The 21,593-nt window shown below is 68.6% G+C and carries 21 protein-coding genes; 15 read left to right on the top strand and 6 right to left on the bottom strand.

Annotation, left to right across the window (positions count from 1 at the left end; genetic code table 11):
* Positions 1-234: 234 nt before the first annotated feature.
* Together HFP48_RS25415 and HFP48_RS25410 are read right to left on the bottom strand one after the other, a co-directional pair.
* Positions 235-975, bottom strand: coding sequence for an FCD domain-containing protein (locus HFP48_RS25415; RefSeq protein WP_029546538.1), 741 nt, complete (start codon positions 973-975; stop codon positions 235-237).
* A 188-nt stretch (positions 976-1,163) separates the two neighbouring features.
* Positions 1,164-1,949: an enoyl-CoA hydratase/isomerase family protein gene (locus HFP48_RS25410; protein WP_006934075.1), complete on the bottom strand. Its 786-nt coding sequence runs from the start codon at positions 1,947-1,949 to the stop codon at positions 1,164-1,166.
* A gap of 225 nt (positions 1,950-2,174) precedes the next feature.
* On the opposite strand from HFP48_RS25410, the gene HFP48_RS25405 reads away from it, so the two are divergent.
* The gene (locus HFP48_RS25405) at positions 2,175-2,912 is read left to right on the top strand and encodes an FCD domain-containing protein (protein WP_029546537.1); all 738 of its coding nucleotides are present in this window, start codon (positions 2,175-2,177) and stop codon (positions 2,910-2,912) included.
* An 87-nt stretch (positions 2,913-2,999) separates the two neighbouring features.
* Here HFP48_RS25405 and HFP48_RS25400 read toward each other — a convergent pair whose 3' ends face one another.
* Complete coding sequence (locus HFP48_RS25400) at positions 3,000-3,197, bottom strand: ferredoxin (RefSeq protein ID WP_003938422.1); 198 nt, start codon at positions 3,195-3,197, stop codon at positions 3,000-3,002.
* Positions 3,198-3,348: 151 nt separating this feature from the next.
* Between HFP48_RS25400 and HFP48_RS25395 the strand changes: the two genes are divergently transcribed.
* From HFP48_RS25395 to HFP48_RS25380, 4 genes are all read left to right on the top strand, one after another.
* The gene (locus tag HFP48_RS25395) at positions 3,349-4,593 is read left to right on the top strand and encodes a cytochrome P450 (RefSeq protein WP_168580257.1); all 1,245 of its coding nucleotides are present in this window, start codon (positions 3,349-3,351) and stop codon (positions 4,591-4,593) included.
* A 57-nt stretch (positions 4,594-4,650) separates the two neighbouring features.
* Complete coding sequence (locus tag HFP48_RS25390) at positions 4,651-5,841, top strand: FAD-dependent oxidoreductase (protein WP_043801208.1); 1,191 nt, start codon at positions 4,651-4,653, stop codon at positions 5,839-5,841.
* A 63-nt stretch (positions 5,842-5,904) separates the two neighbouring features.
* Positions 5,905-7,359, top strand: a complete 1,455-nt coding sequence (locus HFP48_RS25385; protein ID WP_168580256.1) for an aldehyde dehydrogenase — start codon at positions 5,905-5,907, stop codon at positions 7,357-7,359.
* Positions 7,360-7,385: 26 nt separating this feature from the next.
* A complete protein-coding gene (locus tag HFP48_RS25380) occupies positions 7,386-7,823 on the top strand; it encodes a nuclear transport factor 2 family protein (RefSeq protein ID WP_029546535.1) in 438 nt (145 codons plus the stop codon).
* 70 nt (positions 7,824-7,893) lie between these two features.
* On the opposite strand, the gene HFP48_RS25375 is transcribed toward HFP48_RS25380, so the two are convergent.
* Positions 7,894-8,814, bottom strand: a complete 921-nt coding sequence (locus HFP48_RS25375; RefSeq protein ID WP_168580255.1) for an SMP-30/gluconolactonase/LRE family protein — start codon at positions 8,812-8,814, stop codon at positions 7,894-7,896.
* A gap of 223 nt (positions 8,815-9,037) precedes the next feature.
* Between HFP48_RS25375 and HFP48_RS25370 the strand changes: the two genes are divergently transcribed.
* The 7 genes from HFP48_RS25370 (at position 9,038) to HFP48_RS25340 (ending at position 15,800) form a co-directional block, all read left to right on the top strand.
* The gene (locus HFP48_RS25370; protein ID WP_029546533.1) at positions 9,038-9,985 is read left to right on the top strand and encodes an alpha/beta hydrolase; all 948 of its coding nucleotides are present in this window, start codon (positions 9,038-9,040) and stop codon (positions 9,983-9,985) included.
* Between the two features lie 50 nt (positions 9,986-10,035).
* Positions 10,036-11,646 (top strand): NAD(P)/FAD-dependent oxidoreductase, encoded by a 1,611-nt coding sequence (locus HFP48_RS25365; RefSeq protein ID WP_029546532.1) that lies wholly within the window; start codon positions 10,036-10,038, stop codon positions 11,644-11,646.
* Between the two features lie 93 nt (positions 11,647-11,739).
* A complete protein-coding gene (gene fgd, locus HFP48_RS25360; protein WP_168580254.1) occupies positions 11,740-12,753 on the top strand; it encodes a glucose-6-phosphate dehydrogenase (coenzyme-F420) in 1,014 nt (337 codons plus the stop codon).
* A 15-nt stretch (positions 12,754-12,768) separates the two neighbouring features.
* Positions 12,769-14,415: a glucose-6-phosphate isomerase gene (gene pgi, locus HFP48_RS25355; RefSeq protein ID WP_168580253.1), complete on the top strand. Its 1,647-nt coding sequence runs from the start codon at positions 12,769-12,771 to the stop codon at positions 14,413-14,415.
* A gap of 65 nt (positions 14,416-14,480) precedes the next feature.
* The gene (locus HFP48_RS25350) at positions 14,481-14,855 is read left to right on the top strand and encodes a WhiB family transcriptional regulator (protein WP_037201217.1); all 375 of its coding nucleotides are present in this window, start codon (positions 14,481-14,483) and stop codon (positions 14,853-14,855) included.
* Positions 14,786-15,478, top strand: coding sequence for an AzlC family ABC transporter permease (locus HFP48_RS25345; protein ID WP_006940908.1), 693 nt, complete (start codon positions 14,786-14,788; stop codon positions 15,476-15,478). The genes HFP48_RS25350 and HFP48_RS25345 overlap by 70 nt, the downstream gene beginning before the upstream one ends.
* A complete protein-coding gene (locus HFP48_RS25340; RefSeq protein ID WP_168580252.1) occupies positions 15,471-15,800 on the top strand; it encodes an AzlD domain-containing protein in 330 nt (109 codons plus the stop codon). Before HFP48_RS25345 ends, HFP48_RS25340 begins: the two co-directional genes overlap by 8 nt.
* Here the strand turns inward: HFP48_RS25340 and HFP48_RS25335 are convergent.
* On the bottom strand, positions 15,770-16,996 hold the full coding sequence (locus HFP48_RS25335) for a glycosyltransferase 87 family protein (protein ID WP_168580251.1): 1,227 nt from the start codon (positions 16,994-16,996) through the stop codon (positions 15,770-15,772). The genes HFP48_RS25340 and HFP48_RS25335 overlap by 31 nt on opposite strands.
* A 240-nt stretch (positions 16,997-17,236) precedes the next feature.
* Here HFP48_RS25335 and HFP48_RS25330 point away from each other — a divergent pair, with 240 nt between their 5' ends.
* The 3 genes from HFP48_RS25330 (at position 17,237) to HFP48_RS25320 (ending at position 19,741) form a co-directional block, all read left to right on the top strand.
* Positions 17,237-17,731 (top strand): AraC family transcriptional regulator, encoded by a 495-nt coding sequence (locus tag HFP48_RS25330; RefSeq protein WP_168580250.1) that lies wholly within the window; start codon positions 17,237-17,239, stop codon positions 17,729-17,731.
* Positions 17,728-18,156 (top strand): VOC family protein, encoded by a 429-nt coding sequence (locus HFP48_RS25325; RefSeq protein WP_006940919.1) that lies wholly within the window; start codon positions 17,728-17,730, stop codon positions 18,154-18,156. Before HFP48_RS25330 ends, HFP48_RS25325 begins: the two co-directional genes overlap by 4 nt.
* Positions 18,157-18,301: 145 nt before the next feature.
* Positions 18,302-19,741: a DUF4185 domain-containing protein gene (locus HFP48_RS25320; protein ID WP_050036058.1), complete on the top strand. Its 1,440-nt coding sequence runs from the start codon at positions 18,302-18,304 to the stop codon at positions 19,739-19,741.
* Positions 19,742-19,855: 114 nt separating this feature from the next.
* Here HFP48_RS25320 and HFP48_RS25315 read toward each other — a convergent pair whose 3' ends face one another.
* Positions 19,856-21,454, bottom strand: a complete 1,599-nt coding sequence (locus tag HFP48_RS25315) for a long-chain fatty acid--CoA ligase (protein WP_168580249.1) — start codon at positions 21,452-21,454, stop codon at positions 19,856-19,858.
* Between the last annotated feature and the right edge of the window lie 139 nt (positions 21,455-21,593).

The following is a 21,593-nucleotide window of genomic DNA, read 5'->3' as shown; positions in this document are numbered from 1 at the left end:
GCGTAGGGCGCCGGCACGGGCTCGACGGTGTTGATCGCTATGCATGCATGTGATCGCTATCACCATAACCATATGCATGGATATAAGCAATAGCGGTGTCGTCGGAGTTCGCCGGACCTCGGGAACCGGGCCGCCGGTCGCGAATCGGCCCGGAAACCCGGCGGGCCCGCGCCGAGACGATGCTCGGTGCGGGCCCGCGGGGTCCGTGTCGCCGGACGGCGGCGACAGTGGTGTTCAGCCGCCGAGCGCCTGGTTCCAGGGCAGGACCTGGCTCAGGAGTTCGGGGAACTTGCGCTCGGCGTACCGGACGTATTCGTTGATGTGGTCGCGCATCCGGTCCTCGGACAGGTCCGCGTCGTGCGAATGCAGCGCCTCGTAAATCTGGATGTGCGCCTTGAGGGTCGTCTCCCGCAGCGGGGCGGGGTGGTCGACGCCCATCACCGTGCCGCCGGTGATCCGCAGCAGCGCGTCCGTCAGGTAGCCGAAGAGCGCGTTGCCGGTGGACCAGGCGATGACGTCGTGGAACTGCTTGTTCGTCTCGAGGAACGTGTCGATGTCCGCCGTGTCGAACGACTGCTGCATGCGGTCGACGGACTGCTTGAGCTCGAGCAGGTTCTCGTCGCTGATCCGCTCGGCGGCCAGGCGGCAGATGACGGGCTCGAGGGCGGTGCGGGCCTCCACGATCGTGCTGAGCGAGGCGTTCTGGAGCTGCATCAGCAGGATGATGGTGCTCGCCAGATGGGACGCGTCCGGATCGAGGAGGACGGGACCGCCCTTGGGCCCCGGCTTGAGGGCGATCATCCCCTGGAACTCGAGCAGCCGCAGTCCCTCACGGAGGGTGCCGCGGCCGATCTGGTACTCCTCGAGCATCGCCTTCTCCGGGGGCAGCAGGTCCCCGGGCTGCAGACCTTTTCGCGCCGTATCCCGGACGATCTGCTGGGCGACCACCAGCGATGTCTTCGGGCCTCTCGACATTGCAGCCACGGAACCTCCTTAGCCTCGTGGCCTCCTGACTTCCGGGAAGCGGAGGCTGTCACGGCGCAGCGGGTGCTCGCCGTGTCGGCGGATCGGGCGGGCAACTTCCCCGGACGATCCGAATTGTGCACTGTACTCATTGTGCACGCGATTGTGCACATTGATGTGCACCATTATCGAACGTGTGCCTATTCGGCGGGCGGGAACTGCGGCTTACGCTTTTCCAGGAAGGCCTGCGCACCCTCGATCATGTCGGCGCTGCCGATCGCCTGGACGAGCATGCCGAGCCCGTTGCTGAACGAGTCCCGGGCGGAGTTCCACCAGATGTTCGAGCTGACCTTGGTGATCTCGAGGTAGCGCGGGCTCAGGGCCTCGAACTCGCGGCACAGCGAGCGGACGGATTCCTCGAGAAGCTCGTCGTCGACCACCTCGTTCACCAGTCCCATCTCGTAGGCGCGCTCCGCCGGGTAGCGCCGGCACAGCAGCGACAGTTCCTTGGCGCGCTTCTCGCCGATCTGGACTCCCATCACGTTCGTGGCGCCGCTGACCGGAGAGCTGCCGACGCGGGGACCCGTCTGACCGAATGTCGCCGAGCGGGCGGCGACGGCGAGATCGCAGGCCACCACCAGTTCGTTGCCGCCACCTGCCGCGGCACCGTTGACGGCCGCGACGACCGGGCGGGGGCAGGTGCGGATCGCGTCGAAGAGTTCGAGCGATGAACGGTAGAGACCCCGCAATTCCTTGACGGTGGGCTGGCTGAGCTGGCCGAGCGAGCCGCCGGCGCAGAAGCTTCCCCCCGATCCGGTGATGACCACCGAGCGGTACTCGGTGGCCTCGTGGAGCGCGTCGACCATGACAGCGCACATCTCGGCGTCGAAGGCGTTGCGGCGCTCGGGCCGGTTGAGCCGGATCCACAGGCTGGAGTCGACGGATTCGAGAACGACGCTCGTGGTGGTGGAGGTGGGGCTGCTCATGGGAACTCCTTCGGTCGAGGTTCACGGTTCGGCTCGGCGGGGTACGAGAGAGGCGGGGTGTGGGAGGGGCGGGGCCGGCGGGAGTGTCTCTTCGCCGGTAAGGAGCCAAGACACGAACTGTACGTTATAATCGTTAGCATTATTTTGGCCCGTCGGGAAGTGGGGGAGTGTCCGATCCGGACAGAGTTCCCGAACCGGCAGGTGCTCTCGGGAGGAGAAGGCGCGATGATCACAGGACGGGCGCCGAAAGCTGCCATGGTGGTGGCGCAGCACATCATCAGGGACGCGACCAGGCAGAACCTGGCGGCGGGCGATCTGCTGCCGTCGGAGCGGGTCATGCTCGAGAAGTACGAGATCGGCCGCGGCACGCTGCGGGAAGCCCTGCGGCTGTTGGAGTTTCAGGGGGTGATCGCCCTCAAGCCCGGCCCCCGGGGCGGGCCGGTGATACTGGATCCCGATGCGTCCCACCTCGCGAGTTCGCTCATCCTTCTCATGCAGCTCAAGGACGCGCCGTTCAGTGTCATCATCGAGGCGCGCACCGCCCTCGAGCCGATGATCAGCCGCCTGGCTGCCCAGCGCATCAGCGGGGAGACACTGGTCGAGCTCAAGGAGACCATCGACCGGATGCACGGCTCGCTCGGCGACCAGCACGAGTTCCTCGAGGCGAACAAGAACTTCCACGATCTGATCGCCTGGTCCTCGGGTAATCCGCTGTTCGGGTACATGGTCGATTCGCTGCTCGGAATCATGGACGGCACTGCGATCGGGATCGACTACCCACCGCACCGGCGCGAGGCGATCATCGTCGCGCACACCCAGATCTACGAGTCGCTCTCGCAGGGGGACCCGATCGGATCCGAGGAACGCATGCGCGACCACATCAACGCCTACCGGAGGTACGCGCAGCGCAAGTACCCCGACCTGCTCGAACAGGTCATCCAGTGGGACCGCGCCCTGGGCTGAGGCGCACGGCCGCACACGGAGGAAGGGGCCCCGGGTCGAACCCGGGGCCCCTTCCTCCGTCGTGTGCCGGCCGCTCGGAAGGCGTCGTCACTCGGTGACGACGGAGATCGCACGCTCGGGGCAGGACGCGGCGGCCTCGCGTGCGGCGTGCTCGTTGGCCGGGTCGTCGCCCCCGGGCAGGACGTACGCGTGGCCGTCCTCCTCGCGCAGTGCGAAGACCTGCGGGGAGGTCATGAAGCACAGCCCGTGGCCCTGGCAGTGGTTCTCGTCGACAACAACCTTCATCGGTCGCTCCTTCCGTCATCCGGATATCGAGGATGCCAGCTCGTTGAACATTTGATTTGATAGCCGGGCTGGCGGTGTGATCTACACTACTATATCATCTGTTATAACCATTAGCAGGAGATGCCCGATCCGACGCAGGAGGGTCCACGCGATGGACAGCCGCAATCGTTGCCCCGTCATCAACTTCGACCACAATTCGCAGGAGCACTCTGCCGATCCGGTCGCCTCGTACCGCAAGGTCCGCCAGAACGAGCGAGTCGCCTGGACGGAGGCGCACGGCGGGTACTGGGTGCTCAGCGACTACGACTCGGTCTTCGAGGCCGCCCGTGACGACGAGACGTTCTCGTCCGCGCGCAACGAATATGGGGGAGAGGGTCTTTCGGTCGTCATCCCGAAGACGCCGATGCACTTCCACATCCCCATCGAGCTCGATCCCCCGGAGTTCCGCAAGTACCGCAAGATCGTCAACCCGATCACCGCGCCCGCGGCCGTCGAGCGGATGAAGGCGCTCGTCGACCGCCACACCGCCGGGTTCATCGACAGCGTGATCGAGGACGGGCAGTGTGACCTCACCTCGGTCATCTCGGTTCCCTCCATCGTGACGGTGGACTGGCTCGGTCTCGACCTCGCCGACTGGAAGCGCTATTCCCACGCGCACCACCAGGCGCTCGCCGGCATTCTGGGAAGTGACGACTACCGCCACGCGATGGAGGTCGACTTCCCGTACCTGGGCGACCGCATGCGCGAGACCATCCGGGCCCGTCGCGAGAACCCCACCGACGACATCATCAGCTACCTCGTGCAGCAGGAGGTCGACGGTCGTCCGCTCAACGACTTCGAGATGTACTCGATCGTCGATCTGCTGCTCGCCGGCGGTGTCGGTACCACCGCGTCCCTGGTGAGCCAGGCGCTGGTGTGGCTCGCCGAGCACCCGGCCGTGCGGCAGCGGCTCATCGACGATCCGAGCCTGATGGACCACGCCGTCGAGGAGTTCCTGCGGTACTTCTCGCCCACTCAGGCGCTCGCCCGGACCGTCACCAAGGACACCGAGTTCCAGGGCTGCCCCATGAAGAAGGGCGATCGGGTGCTGCTGTCCTGGTCGTCGGCCAATCGCGACGAGAAGCTCTTCGACAACCCGGACGAGATCGACATCGAACGGTGGCCGAACCGGCACACCGCATTCGGAATCGGCGTACACCGTTGCGCCGGATCGCATCTCGGCCGCTACATGTCCAAGACGCTCATCACCCAGATTCTCGAGCGGATGCCCGACTACGAGGTGGACTTCTCCGCGCTCGAGCGATACCCGCATCAGGGCACCAACATGGGCTGGCAGCGGATCCCGGCCACCTACACGCCGGGCCCGCGCGTGCTGTCGGACTACACCTTGTACTGAGTTGTACCGAGCGCACCCACCGCACCATCCGATTCATCGACAGGACAGGGGAACGCCGTGTTCAACGGCCGAAGAATCGTCGTCGTCGGCGGCGGCCTCGCCGGGCTCCGCACGTGTGAGGCGTTGCGCGCCGAAGGTTTCGACGGCGAGCTCGAGCTGATCTGTTCCGAGCCCACCCCGCCGTACGACCGCCCGCCGCTGAGCAAGTCCGCACTCCTCGAGGCGCAGGACACCACGTTCGACGTCGACTACGCGGCGCTCGGCGTCGAACTGCGCCTCGGTGTCCGGGCCCGGGCGCTCGACACTGCAGCCCGGACGGTGCACACCGATGCCGGCGAGCATTCCTACGACGCGCTGGTCGTCGCGACCGGGGCGGCCCCGGTCGCGCTGCCCGGGGCGGGCCGGCAACTCGTGCTCCGCACCGCCGCGGACGCCGAGCATCTCCGTGCCGAGCTGCGCCCGGGAGCCCGCGTCGTTCTCGTCGGTGCCGGCTGGATCAACGCCGAGATCGCCACGACCGCACTGTCTCTCGGCTGCTCGGTCACCTGCGTGGAAGCCGGGTCCCGGCCGCTCGCGGGTCCGCTGGGCGCGCAGGTCGCCGAACGGCTGCGATCGTGGTGGGACGGAGTCGATCTGCGCTGCGGCACCGGCGTCGGCGAGGTCACGACAGACGGGCTGACACTGGACGACGGCACCGCATTGCCGGCGGACGTCGTCGTCACCGGTATCGGAGTGCGGCCCGACGTGGGCTGGCTGACCGGATCGGGACTCGAGATCGATCGCGGGGTCGTCGTCGACGAGTCGCTGCGAACCGCCGACCCGGCGGTGTTCGCCGTCGGAGACGTCGCGATGCGCTGGTCGCCCCGGTTCGGGACGCGACTCGGGGGTGAACACTGGGACGAGGCGCGCACCGGGCCGGCGACGGTCGCCGGCGCGCTCCTGCGACCGCAGTCGCCGCCCGTCTTCGACCCGGTCCCGTACTTCTGGAGCGACCAGTTCGGACACAAAATCCAATTCGTCGGACACAGAAGCGAATCCGACGATATGGTGTTCCGCGAGGGTGCGGACGGCAAGTGGGGTGCGGCCTGGTTCGATGCCGCCGGGCAGCTCACCGCGCACCTGAGCGTCGATTCTCCCCGGCACATGGTGCAGGCCCGCATGGCGATCGACCGCCGTGTCGTCGTGGATCCGGACGAGATCCGGGATCTGTCGGCGCCCCTGCAGGCGCCGGCCCCGGCAGCGAAGTAGTACTCCCATCCCATCCAGCGAGTCGCCGTGGCGAGAGTCCGCGGTCGAGTGGAGGAACACAGCATGACCACAGCCACTCCCATCCAGCTGAAGAGCTACGACAAGCTGTTCATCGGCGGATCGTGGGTCGAGCCGTCCAGCGACGCGGTGATCGAGGTGATCTCCCCGATCAACGGCGAGGTCATCGCGACCGTGCCCGAGGCGCGCGAGGCGGACATGGACCGCGCCGTCGCGGCGGCGCGCAAGGCGTTCGACGAAGGTCCCTGGCCGCGGATGACGCCCGCCGAGCGGGCGGAGATCCTCGTGCGCGTCGGGAACGAGGTGAAGAAGCGCATCCCCGAGATGGCCGAGGCCTTCACCCTCGAACTGGGCGCCCCCGCAGCGGTTTCCACTCTGTTCCACCAGAACGCCGTCGACATGTGGGACGACGCGGCCACGTTCCACGAGCGCTTCGCGTTCGAGGAGGAGCGCACCTGGAAGGGCGGGCACGGCAAGATCGTGCGTGAGCCCATCGGTGTCGTCGCGGTCGTGGTCCCGTGGAACGGTCCGGTTGCGACCGGCTCGCTGAAGATCTCGCCCGCACTCGCCGCGGGCTGCACGGTGGTGCTCAAGCCGGCCCCGGAGGGCCCCGTCACGATGATGATGCTGGCCGAGGCGCTCGACGCCGCCGGTCTGCCCGAAGGCGTCATCAGCGTCGTGCCGGCAGGACGGGAGGTGGGTGACTACCTCGTCAGCCACCCGGACGTCGACAAGATCAGCTTCACCGGCAGCACGGCGGCCGGCCGCGTCGTCATGAGCCGGGCCGCCGAGCGGATCAAGCGGGTCACCCTCGAGCTGGGCGGCAAGTCTGCCGCGATCATCGCCGACGACATCGACCTGGACACCTTCCTGCCCGGCATGGTGTTCGGCGGCATCGGTCACTCGGGGCAGGTCTGCGCCGCCCTCACCCGCATCATCGTCCCGCGCGAGCGCCAGGAGGAGGTCGTCGAGGCGATCAAGGCGGTGATGGAGAGCGTGAAGGTCGGTGATCCCCGTGACGAGGACACTGTCCTCGGCCCCCTGGCCGCCGAGCGTCAGCAGACGCGGGTGCTCGACTACATCGAGATCGGCAAGAAGGAGGGTGCCCGTCTGGTGACCGGTGGCGGGAAGCCCGCCCACCTCGACCGCGGGTGGTACGTCGAACCGACCCTGTTCGCGGACGTCTCCAACGACATGCGCATCGCGCAGGAGGAGATCTTCGGGCCTGTGCTGGTGGTCATTCCGTTCGATTCGATCGACGGGGCCGTCGCCATCGCCAACGACTCGGACTACGGCCTCTCCGGCTCCGTCTACGCGAAGGACGAAGAGCTGGCCCAGAGCATCGCGCGACGGGTGCGCACCGGCCAGATCTCCGTCAACGGCTACGCGATGTGCGTCGTGCAGCCCTTCGGCGGCTACAAGCAGTCCGGTCTCGGCCGCGAGGGCGGCATCGAGGGCTTCGACGCGTTCTTCGAAACCAAGCTGATCCAGCTTCCCTGACCCACGACGAAAGCGAAGGACCCGATATGACTGCGGTTTCTCCCGATCTCGCGCGCCGCGCGGAGGACGTGATGTACGCGTACGCGACCGCCGTGGACGAGGGCGACCTCGACGCCCTGCGCGCGCTGATCACCGACGACGTCTCGATCACCCAGAACGGCAAGGAGGATGCGGGCCCGGAGGAGTTCCTCGGCGTCTACCGTGCCTTCGCCGAGTCCGGCGCGGAGTTCTCCCGCCACGCGATCACCAACGTCCGTGTGTCCGACGAGGGCGACGGCCGGGTGCGGGTCGACGCGTACTTCGAGGCCACGGTGGCCGGCCCCGAGGGCACGCAGCGGCTGTACGGGCGCTACGCCGACACGTTCGCCGAGCGTGAAGGGACACTGCTCATCGAACGCAAGCGCATCACCGTGGACCGCGTGCTGGACCAGCCGGCCTCCGCGGCGGCGTACGCGCCGTACTGATCGAGCCGAACAACAGGGAAGGGCGGCGATTCGACGAATCGCCGCCCTTTCCCATGTCCTGGGGGCCGTCCTACGGGCGACCGCCGTGGGTGGCGCCGACGCGGGTGGCGAGCAGGCTCGCGTCGCGCGTGTGACGACGGGCGGCCTCCGAGGAGTTCGGCGCGGCGCAGGCGTAGAGGGTGTTGCCCTCCGGGCCGCCGAGCATGCACGCGAACACCCCGGTCGGGAACACGACCTCGCCGGTGATCGCGCCACCCTCCTCGACGCGGATGACCCGCCGGTTGAGGGCGTCGGCGACCCACACCGCACCGTCGCTGTCGAGGCAGATGCCGTCCGGCGCGACCGCCGCGGCGCTCATCGCGGCCTTGACGGAGTCGGTGGGCAGGTCCGGACCGAACGCGGCCCAGGTGCGCTGCCCGCCGAGCCGGCCGTCGGAACCGATGTCGAACGCAGTCAGCTTGTTGCCCATGCTTTCCGCGACGATCAGCGTGCCGGTGGGGGTGATCACCATGCCGTTGGGGAAGCGGAGATCCGAGGCCTCGACGGTGAAGGACCCGTCGGGCGCGATACGGATCAGGTTGGCCGGCGCGATCGGGGTGTCGCGCTTGAACTCGAAGCCGAAACTGCCCACGTACGCGGTGCCGTCCTCGGCGACCACCATGTCGTTGAGTTTGCCGGTGGCGACCGACGAGAGGTCGGCGTGGACGACGATCTCGCCGTCGTGCTCGCGGCGCATGATCCGCCCGGACTCCATCGCGGTGATCAGCAGGCGGCCGTCGGGCAGCCAGCCGAGGCCGGACGGCTCGTCGCCGGGGAGGGTGGCCTCGACGGTCACCGCACCGTCGGCGCCGATCGAGATCACCTCGTGCCGATAGAGATCCGAGACCCACACCCGTCCGTCGTGCCAGCGGGGGCACTCGAGGAAGGCACGGTCGGAGACGACGGTGTCGATGGGGCTCTGCAGCGCGGTGTCCTGGTTTCCGGCAGTCATGGTCGGTGGCCTTCCGTAGTAGATGCGGGGAGATGCCCCCGGAACTCTCGCTTCCAAGCTAGACCAATCATGCGCATAGATAAAGGCCCTAGCGCGCCGGTATTGCAAATAATCATGCGTATGGTTATGGTGATGTGCATCACTCGCTGGGCGCCGACTCTGCGCATCCGATCGGGAGTCGTCGACGTCTGTCGAAACCCATGCCGCACACGAAGGAGATGCCATGGCCCTCGACCCGGCCACCACCGCGTTTCTTGCCGAGATGGCGAAGGCAGGCGGTCCGCCCCTGCACGAGATGGCCCCGCAGGAGGCCCGCGCGATGAGCGAAGGCTTCACGCCGCTCTACGGCGACGGCCCGGAGATGACCCGGGTGGAAAACCGCACCGTGCCGACTCCGGACGGTCACCAGCTGCCGATCCGGCTCCTGGTGCCGACCGACAACGCCCGCGGCGTCATCGCCTACCTGCACGGTGGGGGCTGGGTGGTCGGGAGCCTCGACGGGTACGACACGCTCGGCCGTCAGCTCGCCGAGCGCACCGGCTGCGTCGTCGCCCTCGTCGACTACCGGCTCGCTCCCGAGCACGTGTTCCCGTCCGCCGCCGACGACGCGTGGACCGCGGTGCAGTGGCTCGCGGCGAACCGCGCCACCTACGCGGCCGCGGACGCCCCGCTGATCGTGGGCGGTGACAGTGCCGGCGGCAACCTCGCCGCGGTGGTCGCGCAGCGCGCCGCCCGGGAGAACGGTCCCGAACTCGCCCTGCAGTTCCTCGCCTACCCCGTCATCGACTGCGACTTCGACACACCCAGTTACCTCGACCCCGCGAACGAGCTCATGCTCACCCGGGACGCAATGGTGTGGTTCTGGGACCTGTACGTGCCCGAGGCGAAGGACCGCACCCGCTGGGAGGTCGCCCCGATCAACGCGAAATCGTTCGATGGTGTCGCCCCGGCCGCGGTGCTGATCGCCGAGCACGACGTCCTGCACGACGAGGGCCGCAAGTACGCGCAGGCGCTCCGCTCGGCCGGAGTGCCACTGCGCGAGAAGGTGTTCACCGGGCAGATGCACGGATTCTTCCAGTTCGTGAACATCCTGCCGGGCGCGAAGGACGGCATGGACTACGTCGTCGAGGCGGTCGAGGACGTGCTCGCCGGCGCGGACATCGCCCGATGAGCCCCGATCGGACGGAGAACGGCATGGGTACCGATCGGACGGAGAACGGCATGGGTACCGAGAACACCGCCGAGGAGTTCGACGCGATCGTGGTCGGTGCCGGCTTCTCCGGCATCTACATGGTGCACCGGCTGCGGGAGATGGGGCTGACGGTCCGCGCCTTCGAGGCCGCCGACGGTGTGGGCGGCACCTGGTTCTGGAACCGCTATCCCGGCGCTCGATGCGACTGCATCAGCATGGAATACGCCTACACCTTCTCGCCCGAGCTGATCGACGAGTGGGAGTGGACCGAGCGCTATCCCGCCCAGCCGGAGATCCTGCGCTACCTGAACTTCGCCGCCGACAGACTCGACGTGAAGAAGCACTTCCGGTTCCGGACCCGGGTCGACTCGGCCCGGTTCGACGACCACACCGACCGATGGACGATCACCACCGACTCCGGTGACGTCGCCGTCGCCAAGTACTTCGTGACCGCGGTCGGCTGTCTGTCCACGTCGCAGACGCCGGACTTCCCGGGCCTGAACAACTTCCGCGGTGCGACGTACCACACGGCCGACTGGCCACGCGAGGGCGTCGACTTCACCGGCAAGCGGGTCGGGGTGATCGGCACCGGTTCGTCCGGCGTCCAGGTGATCCCGCTCGTCGCCGAGCAGGCCGAGAAACTGACCGTGTTCCAGCGGACTCCGGCGTTCAGCCTCGACTGCGGCAACCGCCCCCTCACCGAGGACGAGAAGCGGGAGTTCAAGGAGAACATCGAGACTTTCAAGGCGACCTCGAAGACCACACCGTCGGGCCAGTACACCGACACCCTCGAGGTCGGCGCGCTCGACCACTCCCCCGAGGAGCGGTGGGCGGTCTACGAGGAGCGGTGGAACCGGCACCGGGCGATCGACCTCATCGCCGCCTACCCCGACCTGTTCACCAACCGGGAGGCCAACGAGACCATCGCCGAGTTCTTCCGCAGCAAGATCCGCGCGGTGGTGCAGGACCCCGAGCTCGCCGAACACCTGTCACCGCGGACCTACCCGCTGGGTGCCAAGCGGATCACGCTCGACACCAACTACTTCCAGACCTTCAATCGGGAGAACGTCGAGCTCGTCTCCCTCCGCGAAGCGCCGCTCGAGGAGTTCACGGACAAGGGCATCCGGGCCGGGGGAACGGAGCACGAACTCGACGCGGTGATCCTCGCCACGGGGTTCGACGCGATCACCGGTCCGCTGCTGAAGATGGACATCTCCGGTGTCGGCGGCGAGACGCTGCGGGAGAAGTGGCAGGACGGACCCGTCACGTACCTCGGGATCGCGGTCGACGGGTTCCCGAACATGTTCATGCTCACCGGTCCCGGAAGCCCGAACGTGCTCACCAACGTGGTGTGCGCGATCGAGCAGCACGTGGAGTGGACCGCCGACTGCATCGAACGTCTCGAGCAGCGCGGCGCCCGCCGGTTCGAGGCGCTCGAGCCGTATACGCACGATTGGACCGAGCTCAACAACGAACTGGCGAAGGGCACGCTCTACCCCGAGGGCAACTCGTGGTACACGGGCGCCAACGTGCCGGGCAAGCCGCGGGTGATCATGTCCTACGTCGGTGGGCTCAACACCTACCGCGAGATCTGCGACGACGTCGCGGCCGAAGGCTATCGCGGTTTCGCCATCAAGTAACGGGAAACGGCAACGGCAGGACGCGCACTCGCGGCTGCGTGCCGCGGCGCGTCCTGCCGTCGTTTCCGAGGTTCCGACGACGAGGAGTTCGTGGTGTCGCAGGGTCTGAAGTTGGGGTACAAGGCGTCGGCGGAGCAGTTCGGGCCGCGGGAGCTGGTGGAGCTGGCGGTGCTGGCGGAGGAACACGGGATGGATTCGGCGACGGTGTCGGATCATTTCCAGCCGTGGCGGCACAACGGGGGGCATGCGCCGTTCTCGTTGGCGTGGATGACCGCGGTGGGTGAGCGTACCTCGCGGTTGCAGTTGGGGACCTCGGTGCTGACCCCGACGTTCCGGTACAACCCGGCGGTGATCGCGCAGGCGTTCGCGACGATGGGGTGCCTGTATCCGGGGCGGGTGATGCTCGGGGTCGGCACCGGGGAGGCGCTCAACGAGATCGCCACCGGGTATGCGGGGGTGTGGCCGGAGTTCAAGGAGCGGTTCGCGCGGTTGCGGGAGTCGGTGGCCCTGATGCGCGAGCTGTGGACCGGGGAGCGGGTCGACTTCGACGGGGAGTACTACACCACGAAGGGGGCGTCGATCTACGACGTGCCCGAGGGCGGGATCCCGGTGTACATCGCGGCGGGGGGTCCGGTGGTGGCGCGGTATGCGGGCCGGGCGGGGGACGGGTTCATCTGCACCTCGGGTAAGGGGATGGAGCTCTACACCGGGAAGTTGTTGCCGGCGGTGGCCGAGGGTGCGGGCAAGGCCGGGCGGGACGCCGGGGCGATCGACAAGATGATCGAGATCAAGATCTCCTACGACACCGATCCGGAGCGGGCGCTGGAGAACACCCGGTTCTGGGCGCCGTTGTCGCTGACGGCGGAGCAGAAGCACAGCATCGACGATCCGGTGCAGATGGAGGCGGCGGCCGATGCGCTGCCGATCGAACAGGTGGCCAAGCGGTGGATCGTGGCGTCGGATCCGGACGAGGCGGTGGAGAAGGTCGCGGCGTATGTCGACGCGGGGCTGAACCATCTGGTGTTCCACGCGCCGGGACACGATCAGCGGCGCTTCCTCGACCTGTTCGAGAAGGATCTCGCTCCCCGCCTGCGGGCGCTGGCCTGAGGAAGGAAAGTCCGAATGAACACGGCCACAACTACACTCACCGGCACGGCGCCGTGGCGGGCGCTGGCCGCCCATCGCGGCGAGCTCGAGGCGGTGGATCTGCGGGAGTTGTTCGCGGCGGATCCGGGGCGGGCGCAGCGGTTCTCGCTGACCGTCGGGGAGTGGTACATCGACTACAGCAAGCATCGGATCACCGACACCACGGTGGGGTTGCTGCTGGAGCTGGCCCGGGCGTGTGGGCTCGAGGCCCGCCGCGATGCGATGTTCGCCGGGGACCGGATCAACACCACCGAGGACCGGGCGGTGCTGCACACCGCGCTGCGGCTGCCGCGGTCGGCGACGCTGACCGTGGACGGCACCGACGTGGTCGCCGAGGTGCACACCGTGCTCGACGCGATGGCCGGCTTCGCCGAGAAGGTCCGCTCGGGCACCTGGCGCGGCGCCACCGGCGAGCCGATCGCCACGGTGGTGAACCTCGGGATCGGCGGCTCGGATCTGGGTCCGGCGATGGTGGCGCGGGCGTTGCGGCACTACGCCGACGGCCCGGCGGTGCGGTTCGTCGCCAACATCGACCCGGCGGATCTGACCGCGCAGCTGACCGGGCTGGACCCGGCCACCACGCTGTTCGTGGTGGCGTCGAAGACGTTCACCACCGTCGAAACCCTCACCAACGCCACCGCCGCGCGGCGCTGGCTGGTCGCCGCGCTCGGCGAGGACGCCGTCGCGGCGCATTTCGTGGCGGTGTCCACCCACGCGAGCAAGGTCGCCGAGTTCGGCATCGACCCGGCGAACATGTTCGGGTTCTGGGACTGGGTGGGCGGGCGGTACTCGGTGGGCTCGGCGATCGGGCTGGCGGTGATGTGCGCGATCGGCCCGGTGCGCTTCGCCGAGTTCCTCGCCGGGATGCACACCGTGGACGAGCACTTCGCCACCGCCCCGCTGGAGGCGAACGCGCCGGTGCTGCTCGGGCTGCTGGGGGTGTGGTACGCGTCGGTGCTGGGGGCGCAGTCGCGGGCGGTGCTGCCCTACAGTCAGGACCTGGCCCGGCTGCCGGCGTATCTGCAGCAGCTGACCATGGAGTCGAACGGCAAGAGCGTGCGGCGGGACGGGACGGCGGTGGACCACGAGACCGGGGAGATCTTCTGGGGCGAGCCGGGCACCAACGGGCAGCACGCGTTCTACCAGTTGCTGCACCAGGGCACCCGGCTTATCCCGGCCGATTTCGTCGGGTTCGCCGCCGCGTGCGAGGACCTGCCCACCCGGGACGGGACCGGCAGCATGCACCAGATCCTGCTGGCGAACATGCTCGCCCAGGCCAAGGTGCTCGCGTTCGGGCGCACCGCGGCCGAGGTCGCCGCCGACGGCACCGACCCGGGGTTGGTGGCGCACAAGGTGATGCCCGGCAACCGGCCCTCGACCACCCTGCTCGCCCCGGCGTTGACCCCGGCGACGCTGGGCCAGTTGATCGCGTTGTACGAGCATCAGACCTTCGTCCAGGGCGTGATCTGGGGCATCGACTCGTTCGACCAGTGGGGCGTCGAACTCGGCAAGACCCAGGCCCTGGCCCTGGCACCGGCCCTGACCGGCGCGGCGGACCCGGACACCGGCGACACCTCCACCGACACCCTCGTCCGCACCATCCGGCGCCTCCGCCGCACGTGAGTCCCTCGGGCGGCCCCCACCGCCTCGAGGACGCACCGGCGAAGCCGCCCAGAGAAGGGAGAATCATGCCCGCGCCCAAGCTGTTGACCTTGCCCCCGGCGATCACGGAGTCCTGGGACTGGCAGCTGCACGCCGCCTGCCGGGACGCCGATGCCGCGACGTTCTTCCATCCGGACAACGAACGGGGTGAGGCGCGCACCGACCGGGTTCGTGCCGCGAAGCGGATCTGCCAATCCTGTCCTGTGCGGACGCAGTGTCTCCGGCACGCGCTCGAGGCCGGGGAACGGCACGGAATCTGGGGCGGGTTCTCGGAGGAAGAACGCAGAGTCCTGGTGCGGCCGTCGAACAGGGCACCCCATAGCCTGGAGCCGTGTCCGGTAGCCGTCTCCCCGAGATCCGCACGGGTGTCCGCGACTCCTGGGCGGTCGGTCTCGGCCTGATCCCGCTCGGCCTCGCGTTCGGGGTCGTGCTCACGCAGGCGGGCTTCGACTGGTGGTGGGCGCCCGTCTTCTCGACGGTGATCTACGCGGGCTCGATGGAGTTCCTCGCCGTCGGCCTGATCGGTGCGGTGACGCCGGTGGCGTCGATCGCCGCGGCGACCCTGCTCGTGAACTTCCGGCACGTGTTCTACGGGCTGTCGTTCCCCCTGGAGAAGATCCGCAGCCGGCTCGGCCGGGCGTACGGTGTCTACGCCCTCACGGACGAGACCTATGCCATCGTCGCCACCAAGCACCGCGACGAGCTGACCGGCCCGCGGATGCTGACGGTCGCGGCGACCTGCCAGCTGCTGTGGGTCGCCTCCGGGACCGCCGGCGCCCTGATCGGCGCGGCGCTGCCGGCGGGGCTGTCGGGCCTGGAATTCGCCCTCACCGCGTTGTTCGCCGTGCTCGCGCTCGACGCCTTCCGCCTCGGGCGGGACCTGCCGGCCTCGGCTCTCGCGGTGGTGTGCGGCCTCGTCGGGGCGGCCGTGTCGAAGGACGGCATGCTGGTGATCTCGCTGGGACTGTTCGTCGCGTGCCTGCTGGTGCGGTTCGTCTACCGCAACAAGGTGGCCCGTGCCTGAGCCGGTACCGGACGCCGGCTACGTCGTCGCTGCCCTGATCGCGATGTTCCTCGTCACCGTGGGCCTGCGGGCGGCGCCGTTCGCCGCGCTCGCCCGGCTGCGGGAGTCGGACGTGGTGGGGTACCTCGGCGCCGCGATGCCGGCCGGCGTGATGGTCATCCTGGTGATGTACACCCTGCGCGACGTCGGGCCGGCGACGTGGCTACCGGCGGTGCTGGGCCTGGCGGGAACCGTCGCGGTGCACCTGTGGCGGCGCAGCGCGGCGCTGAGCACCGTGGCCGGAACCGCGATCTACGTCCTGGCCGGGGCGTTCTGGAGCTGAGCGGTGCGAGCGCCGACCGGCGCCGGGACCGCGTCGGGGCGGCGGGAACGTGCCGCGACGACCGCGGCGACGAGCACCGCGAGACCGGTGACGCACTGCGCGTTGCCGAGGGTCTGCTGGATGGCCGACTCGACCCAGCCGTGCGTCGAGGTGTCCTCGAGCAGGTAGTTGGGTCCGACGAGGAAGACCAGCGTGGCCGGCAGCAGCACGGGCCACCACGAGCGGTACCGGGGAGCCAGCGCGACCGCGACGAGCAGCACGCTGTATGCCCAGTGGTGCGTGACTGCGATGGGAGCCGCGAGCAGGGTCGCCAGCGCGATCACCCCGAGGGCGACGACGTGCTCGCCGGCCCGGGTGAAGCGGTGGGCGGCCCAGAGCGCCGCTCCGACGACGAGCGCGACGCCCGCGAGCCACGCCGCGGTGTACGCGTGGCCCTCGAGGCCGAGCCGGGCGAGCAGGCCGCTGAGCGCCTGATTGCGGAAGAAGTCCTGGTCGCCGGCCCGGTCGGTGGCCCAGGCTTCGGTGGTCCAGAAGTACACGGAGGATTCCGGGCGCAGCCAGTACGCGAAGCCTGCGACGGCGAGGAACGCACCGAAGGCGCGCACCGCGGACGGCATGTCCCGACGGAGCAGGAACAGCACACCGAACGCGGCGGGGGTCACCTTGATCGCGGCGGCGAGCGCGATCCCGACGCCGCGGAACCGCTGCGGGATCACACCGAGGACGTCGGCGACGACCAGGGCCATGAGGATGATGTTGATCTGCCCGAACAGGAAGTTGGACCGGATGGGTTCGAGCCAGAGCGCCACGCCCAGCGCGGCGGTCGCGACCACGTTCGTGCGACGGACGTCCATGCGGTCGAGCGAGACCTTCAGCACCCACCACACCAGGCCGATCAATCCCGCGGTCCACAGCACCTGCATCAACGTCGCGTTGAGCAGGGGGAGCGGGGCGAAGAGGAACGCCGCGAACGGCGGATAGATGAACCGGAATCCCGAGTTGGTGTGGAAGCCCTCGGTGTAGAGGGGGGTGTGGTGCAGGAATGCCCACCCCGCGTCGCGGAAGACGGACAGGTCCATGAGGTATCCGGTGACGGCGTTCTCGAGGTGGACACCGACCACGATCGCCGAGGCCATCAGCCCCACCCCCACGAGCAGGGAGTACCCGGGCCGGGCACGGACTTCGGACAGCAGCACGGACGATCACCTCCGCTTGTCGGGACAGGAACCTCCCGGATACGTTACACAATCGTTGTCTTCGGGGCCGGATGCGCGGGTTGCCCGGTCCCCCACCGCGTTTCCGGCCGGTTTGTCCGGTTCGGGCGATTCCGTGCGACGGCCCTGCCTCGCACGGTCGAGGCGAAATCGCGATCTCTACGACGTCTCCTAGATATGGACAGAAATTCCTGTCGAGCGGGGCCTTGCGATACTGGGCGCATGCCGCGCCGCGTGCCCGAGGAGCTTCTGCCGCACCTGCGCCGCGCCCGCGATCTCGCGGACCGGGAATACGCGCAACCTCTCGACCTCGCCGGGCTCGCCGCCGCCGCGGGGGTCTCGAAGTATCACTTCCTGCGCTGCTTCACCGCCGTGTACGGCAGGACGCCCGGGGTTCACCTCACCGAACGACGCATCGAGCGGGCGCAGGACCTGCTGCGCGCGACGAACCTGACCGTGACGGAGATCTGTCATCTCGTCGGGTACAGCAGCCTCGGGTCGTTCAGCACCCGGTTCCGTCAGCTGGTCGGCGTCACTCCCACCGAGTATCAGGCCACGTTCGCCGAGTCCGGTGCGCCCCGCATCCCGGGCTGCTGGGTGTTCATGCACGGTCTGAGCGACCGCCGTCGAACTGCGCAATTTGGGAGAAGCCCGCACCGTTCCCGTCGATCTACGGTCGAGGCGTGCCGCACCATCGACCCGGAGGACACGCTGTGATCACCAACATCTCCCTGTTCACCCTCTATGTCACCGATCAAGACGAGGCGAAGAAGTTCTATGTCGACACGCTGGGGTTCGTGGAGACCGCGGACGTGGCGATGGGTGAGGGCTTCCGCTGGGTGACCGTCGCGCACCCGGACCACCCGGAACTCGAGGTGACGCTGATGGTACCCGGCCCACCCCTGGGCCCGGACATGGCCGCGGCGGTGCGCCGCGCGCTGGCCGACGGCACCATGGGCGGTTTCGGGCTCCGCACCACGGACTGCCGCAAGACGTACGAGGAGCTCACGGCCAAGGGGGTCGAGTTCACCCAGCCGCCGTCCGAGCGTCCCTACGGTGTCGAGGCCGTGTTCCGGGACAACTCGGGAAACTGGCTCGTGCTGGTGGAGCCCCGCGAGTACACGCCCGACGAGTTCCGTTGATTCGGAACTCTACGACTTTCTCGGACTTTTCCGAGAGAGGGATATAAAGGCGCAGATCCACGTCGGGAAGCCGCCCGGACGCGCCGGCGGTACCCTCCTGTGCGGCGCCGGGCCGTCCGGCACGGTGACGCACGGGAGGGAACCCATGACACGGCAGGCGCCGGTGATCGCGCTGCTCGCTGCGGTGCTGGCGGCGACGCCGGCGCATGCCGCACCCGCCGAGCCCGCGACGGACGGGGTGCCCGGCAGCGGCCCGTGTGCGAGCGACACGTGGCAGCACGAGTCGCTGATCCCGAAGGACCTCGACATCCCGGTGCCGTACCCGGTGATCACCACCGTGCCGTACCCGGCGCCGGAACCGGAGACCGTGCGGATCGATCCGCCTCCGCTGCCGGTCGACCCGTGCGCCGATCCGTGCCCGGACCTGACCGACGAGCCGGTCACCCCGGATCCGGTCTTTCCCCGGATCGCCCTGAAGCCCAGTCCCTTCCACCTCGGCATCCCGGTGCCCGGCGAGGGGGCCGAGCCGCTGCCGCCGCTTCCGGCGCCCGAGACCCCGCCGATCGAGCCCGCCCCGCAGGCGCCCGCGCTCCCGGCTCCGCGGGTCGTCGAGGTCTCCACCGTCGCCAAGCAGACGGGCGCCGGATCGGTCACCCGGACCGACAAGCGCTGGCAGGTGTACGGCACCGATCTGGGCATCATGTGGGAGTCGGAGCCCGGCCGGATCGCCGTCGCGTTCGGTGACACCGTCGGCAAGGGCTTCCATCCGCCGGGCGGGCAGGGTGACGACTGGCGCAGCAACGTGCTGGCCTTCTCCACCGACCGTGATCTCGCCGACGGGATGAGCTTCGACTCGATGGTGCAGGACTCGCGGTGCCATGCCGCCGAGATCCTCGGCAGCCGCAAGCTCGACAACGTCGAGATCACCACGATCCCGACGTCGGGATTCGCGGTCGGCGACCGCCAGTACCTGACGTACATGTCCATCCGGACCTGGAACAGCATTCCCGGCACGTGGTGGACCAACCACGGTGGCATCGCGTACTCGGACGACGGTGGTTCCACCTGGACCAAGGATCCGTACGCCAAGTGGGACAACATCTTCGGCGTCACCAACTTCCAGGTGGCCGCGGCGGTGCCGGCACACGGATACGTCTACCTGTTCGGCACCCCCAATACCCGGCTCGGCTCGGTGGCGCTGGCCCGGGTGCCCGAGGACCGGGTGCTCGAGCCGGGCGCCTACCAGTACTGGCGCGACGGGAACTGGACCCCTGCCGGCGGATACACTGCGGCGACGCCGGTCGTGCACGGCCCCGCTGGGGAGTTGTCCGTGCGCTACGACGCCGCCGCGGACCGCTGGCAGATGACGTACCTGGACACCGCCAAGGCCGCGATCGTCGTGCGGGAGGCCGAGTCGCCCCAGGGAGTGTGGTCGGAGAGCACGCGGCTGGTCGGCGTGGAACAACACCCGGAGCTGTACGGCGGGTTCGTCCATCCGTGGTCGACGGACGAGGACCTGTACTTCATGCTCTCGACGTGGTCGGACTACAACACCTTCCTGCTGCGGGCGAGGATCGAGCGCTGAGCCGCGGCCGCCCGCCCACCGACCGGCCGCTGCCCGCCGGTCGGCTGCCCGGCCGCCCGCTGCCCGGCCGAATGTCACATGGGTACGGTTCGATCGAACCCATGTGACATTCGGTCACGAGAACTGCTCACGCAATGCCGTTTTCCGGAACTTTCCGGTCGCCGTTCGGGGGATGGCCGGAAGGATCTCGAAACGGTCCGGCATCTGCCATTTGGCGAACTCGGTGGACAGGTGCTCTCTGAGGGCGTCAGGATCGACGGACTTCCCCTCGCGCAGGGCCAGGACCGCCAGCGGTCGCTCGCCCCACCGCGCGTCGGGGACCGCCACCACGGCTGCCTCTGCGACGGCGGGGTGAGCCATCAGGTGGTTTTCGAGATCGACCGAGGAGATCCACTCTCCCCCGGACTTGACCAGGTCTTTGGCCCGGTCGCAGATGCGGATGCACCCGCGATGATCGATACGCACGATGTCTCCGGTGCGGAACCACCCGTCAGGGGTGAAGCTGTCTGCACCCGACCCGTTGTGATAGGCGGCGGCCACCCAGGGACCGCGGACTTCGAGTTCTCCCATGGACTTGTCGTCCCAGTCGATCAGGTCGCCCTCTTCCCGGCGGGCACGGATCTCCACGAACGGCACGGCGATGCCCTGCCGGGATCGGAACTCGTACTGCTCGTCGCGGCTGCTGTCGTCGAGATCGTCGGGCAGTCGGCAGATGCTGCCGAGCGGAGTGGTTTCCGTCATTCCCCATGCCTGGACGACAGTGAGACCATGGCGGTCGAAGCCTTCGAGCAGGCTGCGCGGGACGGCGGCACCGCCGACGATCAGCCGATCGAGCCGGGTGAGGTCCCACCGATGCGGATCCGCATCCAGCTCCGCGAGCATTCCCATCCACACCGTCGGTACACCTGCCGTTATCGTGACCCGCTCGTCCGCGAGCAGGTCGAGCACGCTGGACGGGTCCAATTGCCGGCCGGGCAGTACAAGTCGTGCGCCGATCAGTGCCGCGGCATACGGCAGGCCCCAGGCGTTGGCGTGGAACATCGGGACGACCGGAAGCAGCGTGTCGCGTGCGGAGACCCCCAACGTGTCGGGAAGCGCTGCGGTCAGGGAGTGCAGGACCAACGCCCGATGGGAGTAGACCACTCCCTTCGGCCGCCCGGTGGTCCCAGACGTGTAACACATTGCGGCAGCTCGATGCTCGTCGACAGAGGGCCACGGCATCGGGGCCGCCGAGTCGACGAGGTCGTGGTAGTTCAGCGTTCCCTCGGGCGCCGGTTCGTCGTGGGCGACGACGATGACATGGTTGAAGGTGTGTCCTTCTCGGATTTTGTCGAATACGTCCAGCAGGGATTCGTCCACCACGAGCACCCGGTCCTGCGCGTCACCGACGATGAAGCTCAGTTCGTCGGGGTGCAGGCGCGGATTGAGGGTATGGACCACCGCGCCCATCGCGGGTACCGCGAGGTACATTTCCATGTGTTCGATCTGGTTCCACATCAGTGTGGCTACCCTGTCGCCGTCGGCAACGCCGAGTTGTGCGAGCGCTGATGCCAGCCGACGGGCACGTGCGCCACATGCTCCCAGAGTGGACCGTACGATGCTGCCGTCCGGACGTCGAGATACCACTTCCTTGTTGCGGTGGAAGTACTCGGCGCGCTCGGCCACCGCCGCGATCGTCAGTTGATAGTCATCCATCATGAGTCCGTTGAGCATGTGGTTCTCCTGGTTCGATGAGTCGAGAAGGGCGGGGCCGGATGCTCCGGGTCGATGGGCGACGATTCTCCTCACGGCGGAGGCGCCGGCCCGGCGTGCCGTCTGCGGCCCGTATCGGCGGAGTGCGCTGCGGTCGGCG

It is taken from the genome of Rhodococcus sp. DMU1 (assembly GCF_012272955.1).
GTDB classification, from domain to species: Bacteria; Actinomycetota; Actinomycetes; order Mycobacteriales; family Mycobacteriaceae; genus Rhodococcus; species Rhodococcus aetherivorans.
The sequence above is the reverse complement of the archived record's forward strand: the minus strand, read 5'-3'. Positions and strand labels throughout refer to the sequence as shown.

Bases quoted from the DNA above. Each gene is read 5' to 3' on its own strand.
- HFP48_RS25415 (WP_029546538.1), bottom strand. From the start codon at position 975: ATGTCGAGAGGCCCGAAGACATCGCTGGTGGTCGCCCAGCAGATCGTC.
- HFP48_RS25410 (WP_006934075.1), bottom strand. From the start codon at position 1,949: ATGAGCAGCCCCACCTCCACCACCACGAGCGTCGTTCTCGAATCCGTC.
- HFP48_RS25405 (WP_029546537.1), top strand. From the start codon at position 2,175: ATGATCACAGGACGGGCGCCGAAAGCTGCCATGGTGGTGGCGCAGCAC.
- HFP48_RS25400 (WP_003938422.1), bottom strand. From the start codon at position 3,197: ATGAAGGTTGTTGTCGACGAGAACCACTGCCAGGGCCACGGGCTGTGC.
- HFP48_RS25395 (WP_168580257.1), top strand. From the start codon at position 3,349: ATGGACAGCCGCAATCGTTGCCCCGTCATCAACTTCGACCACAATTCG.
- HFP48_RS25385 (WP_168580256.1), top strand. From the start codon at position 5,905: ATGACCACAGCCACTCCCATCCAGCTGAAGAGCTACGACAAGCTGTTC.
- HFP48_RS25380 (WP_029546535.1), top strand. From the start codon at position 7,386: ATGACTGCGGTTTCTCCCGATCTCGCGCGCCGCGCGGAGGACGTGATG.
- HFP48_RS25375 (WP_168580255.1), bottom strand. From the start codon at position 8,814: ATGACTGCCGGAAACCAGGACACCGCGCTGCAGAGCCCCATCGACACC.
- HFP48_RS25370 (WP_029546533.1), top strand. From the start codon at position 9,038: ATGGCCCTCGACCCGGCCACCACCGCGTTTCTTGCCGAGATGGCGAAG.
- HFP48_RS25365 (WP_029546532.1), top strand. From the start codon at position 10,036: ATGGGTACCGAGAACACCGCCGAGGAGTTCGACGCGATCGTGGTCGGT.
- pgi (WP_168580253.1), top strand. From the start codon at position 12,769: ATGAACACGGCCACAACTACACTCACCGGCACGGCGCCGTGGCGGGCG.
- HFP48_RS25350 (WP_037201217.1), top strand. From the start codon at position 14,481: ATGCCCGCGCCCAAGCTGTTGACCTTGCCCCCGGCGATCACGGAGTCC.
- HFP48_RS25330 (WP_168580250.1), top strand. From the start codon at position 17,237: ATGCCGCGCCGCGTGCCCGAGGAGCTTCTGCCGCACCTGCGCCGCGCC.
- HFP48_RS25320 (WP_050036058.1), top strand. From the start codon at position 18,302: ATGACACGGCAGGCGCCGGTGATCGCGCTGCTCGCTGCGGTGCTGGCG.
- HFP48_RS25315 (WP_168580249.1), bottom strand. From the start codon at position 21,454: ATGCTCAACGGACTCATGATGGATGACTATCAACTGACGATCGCGGCG.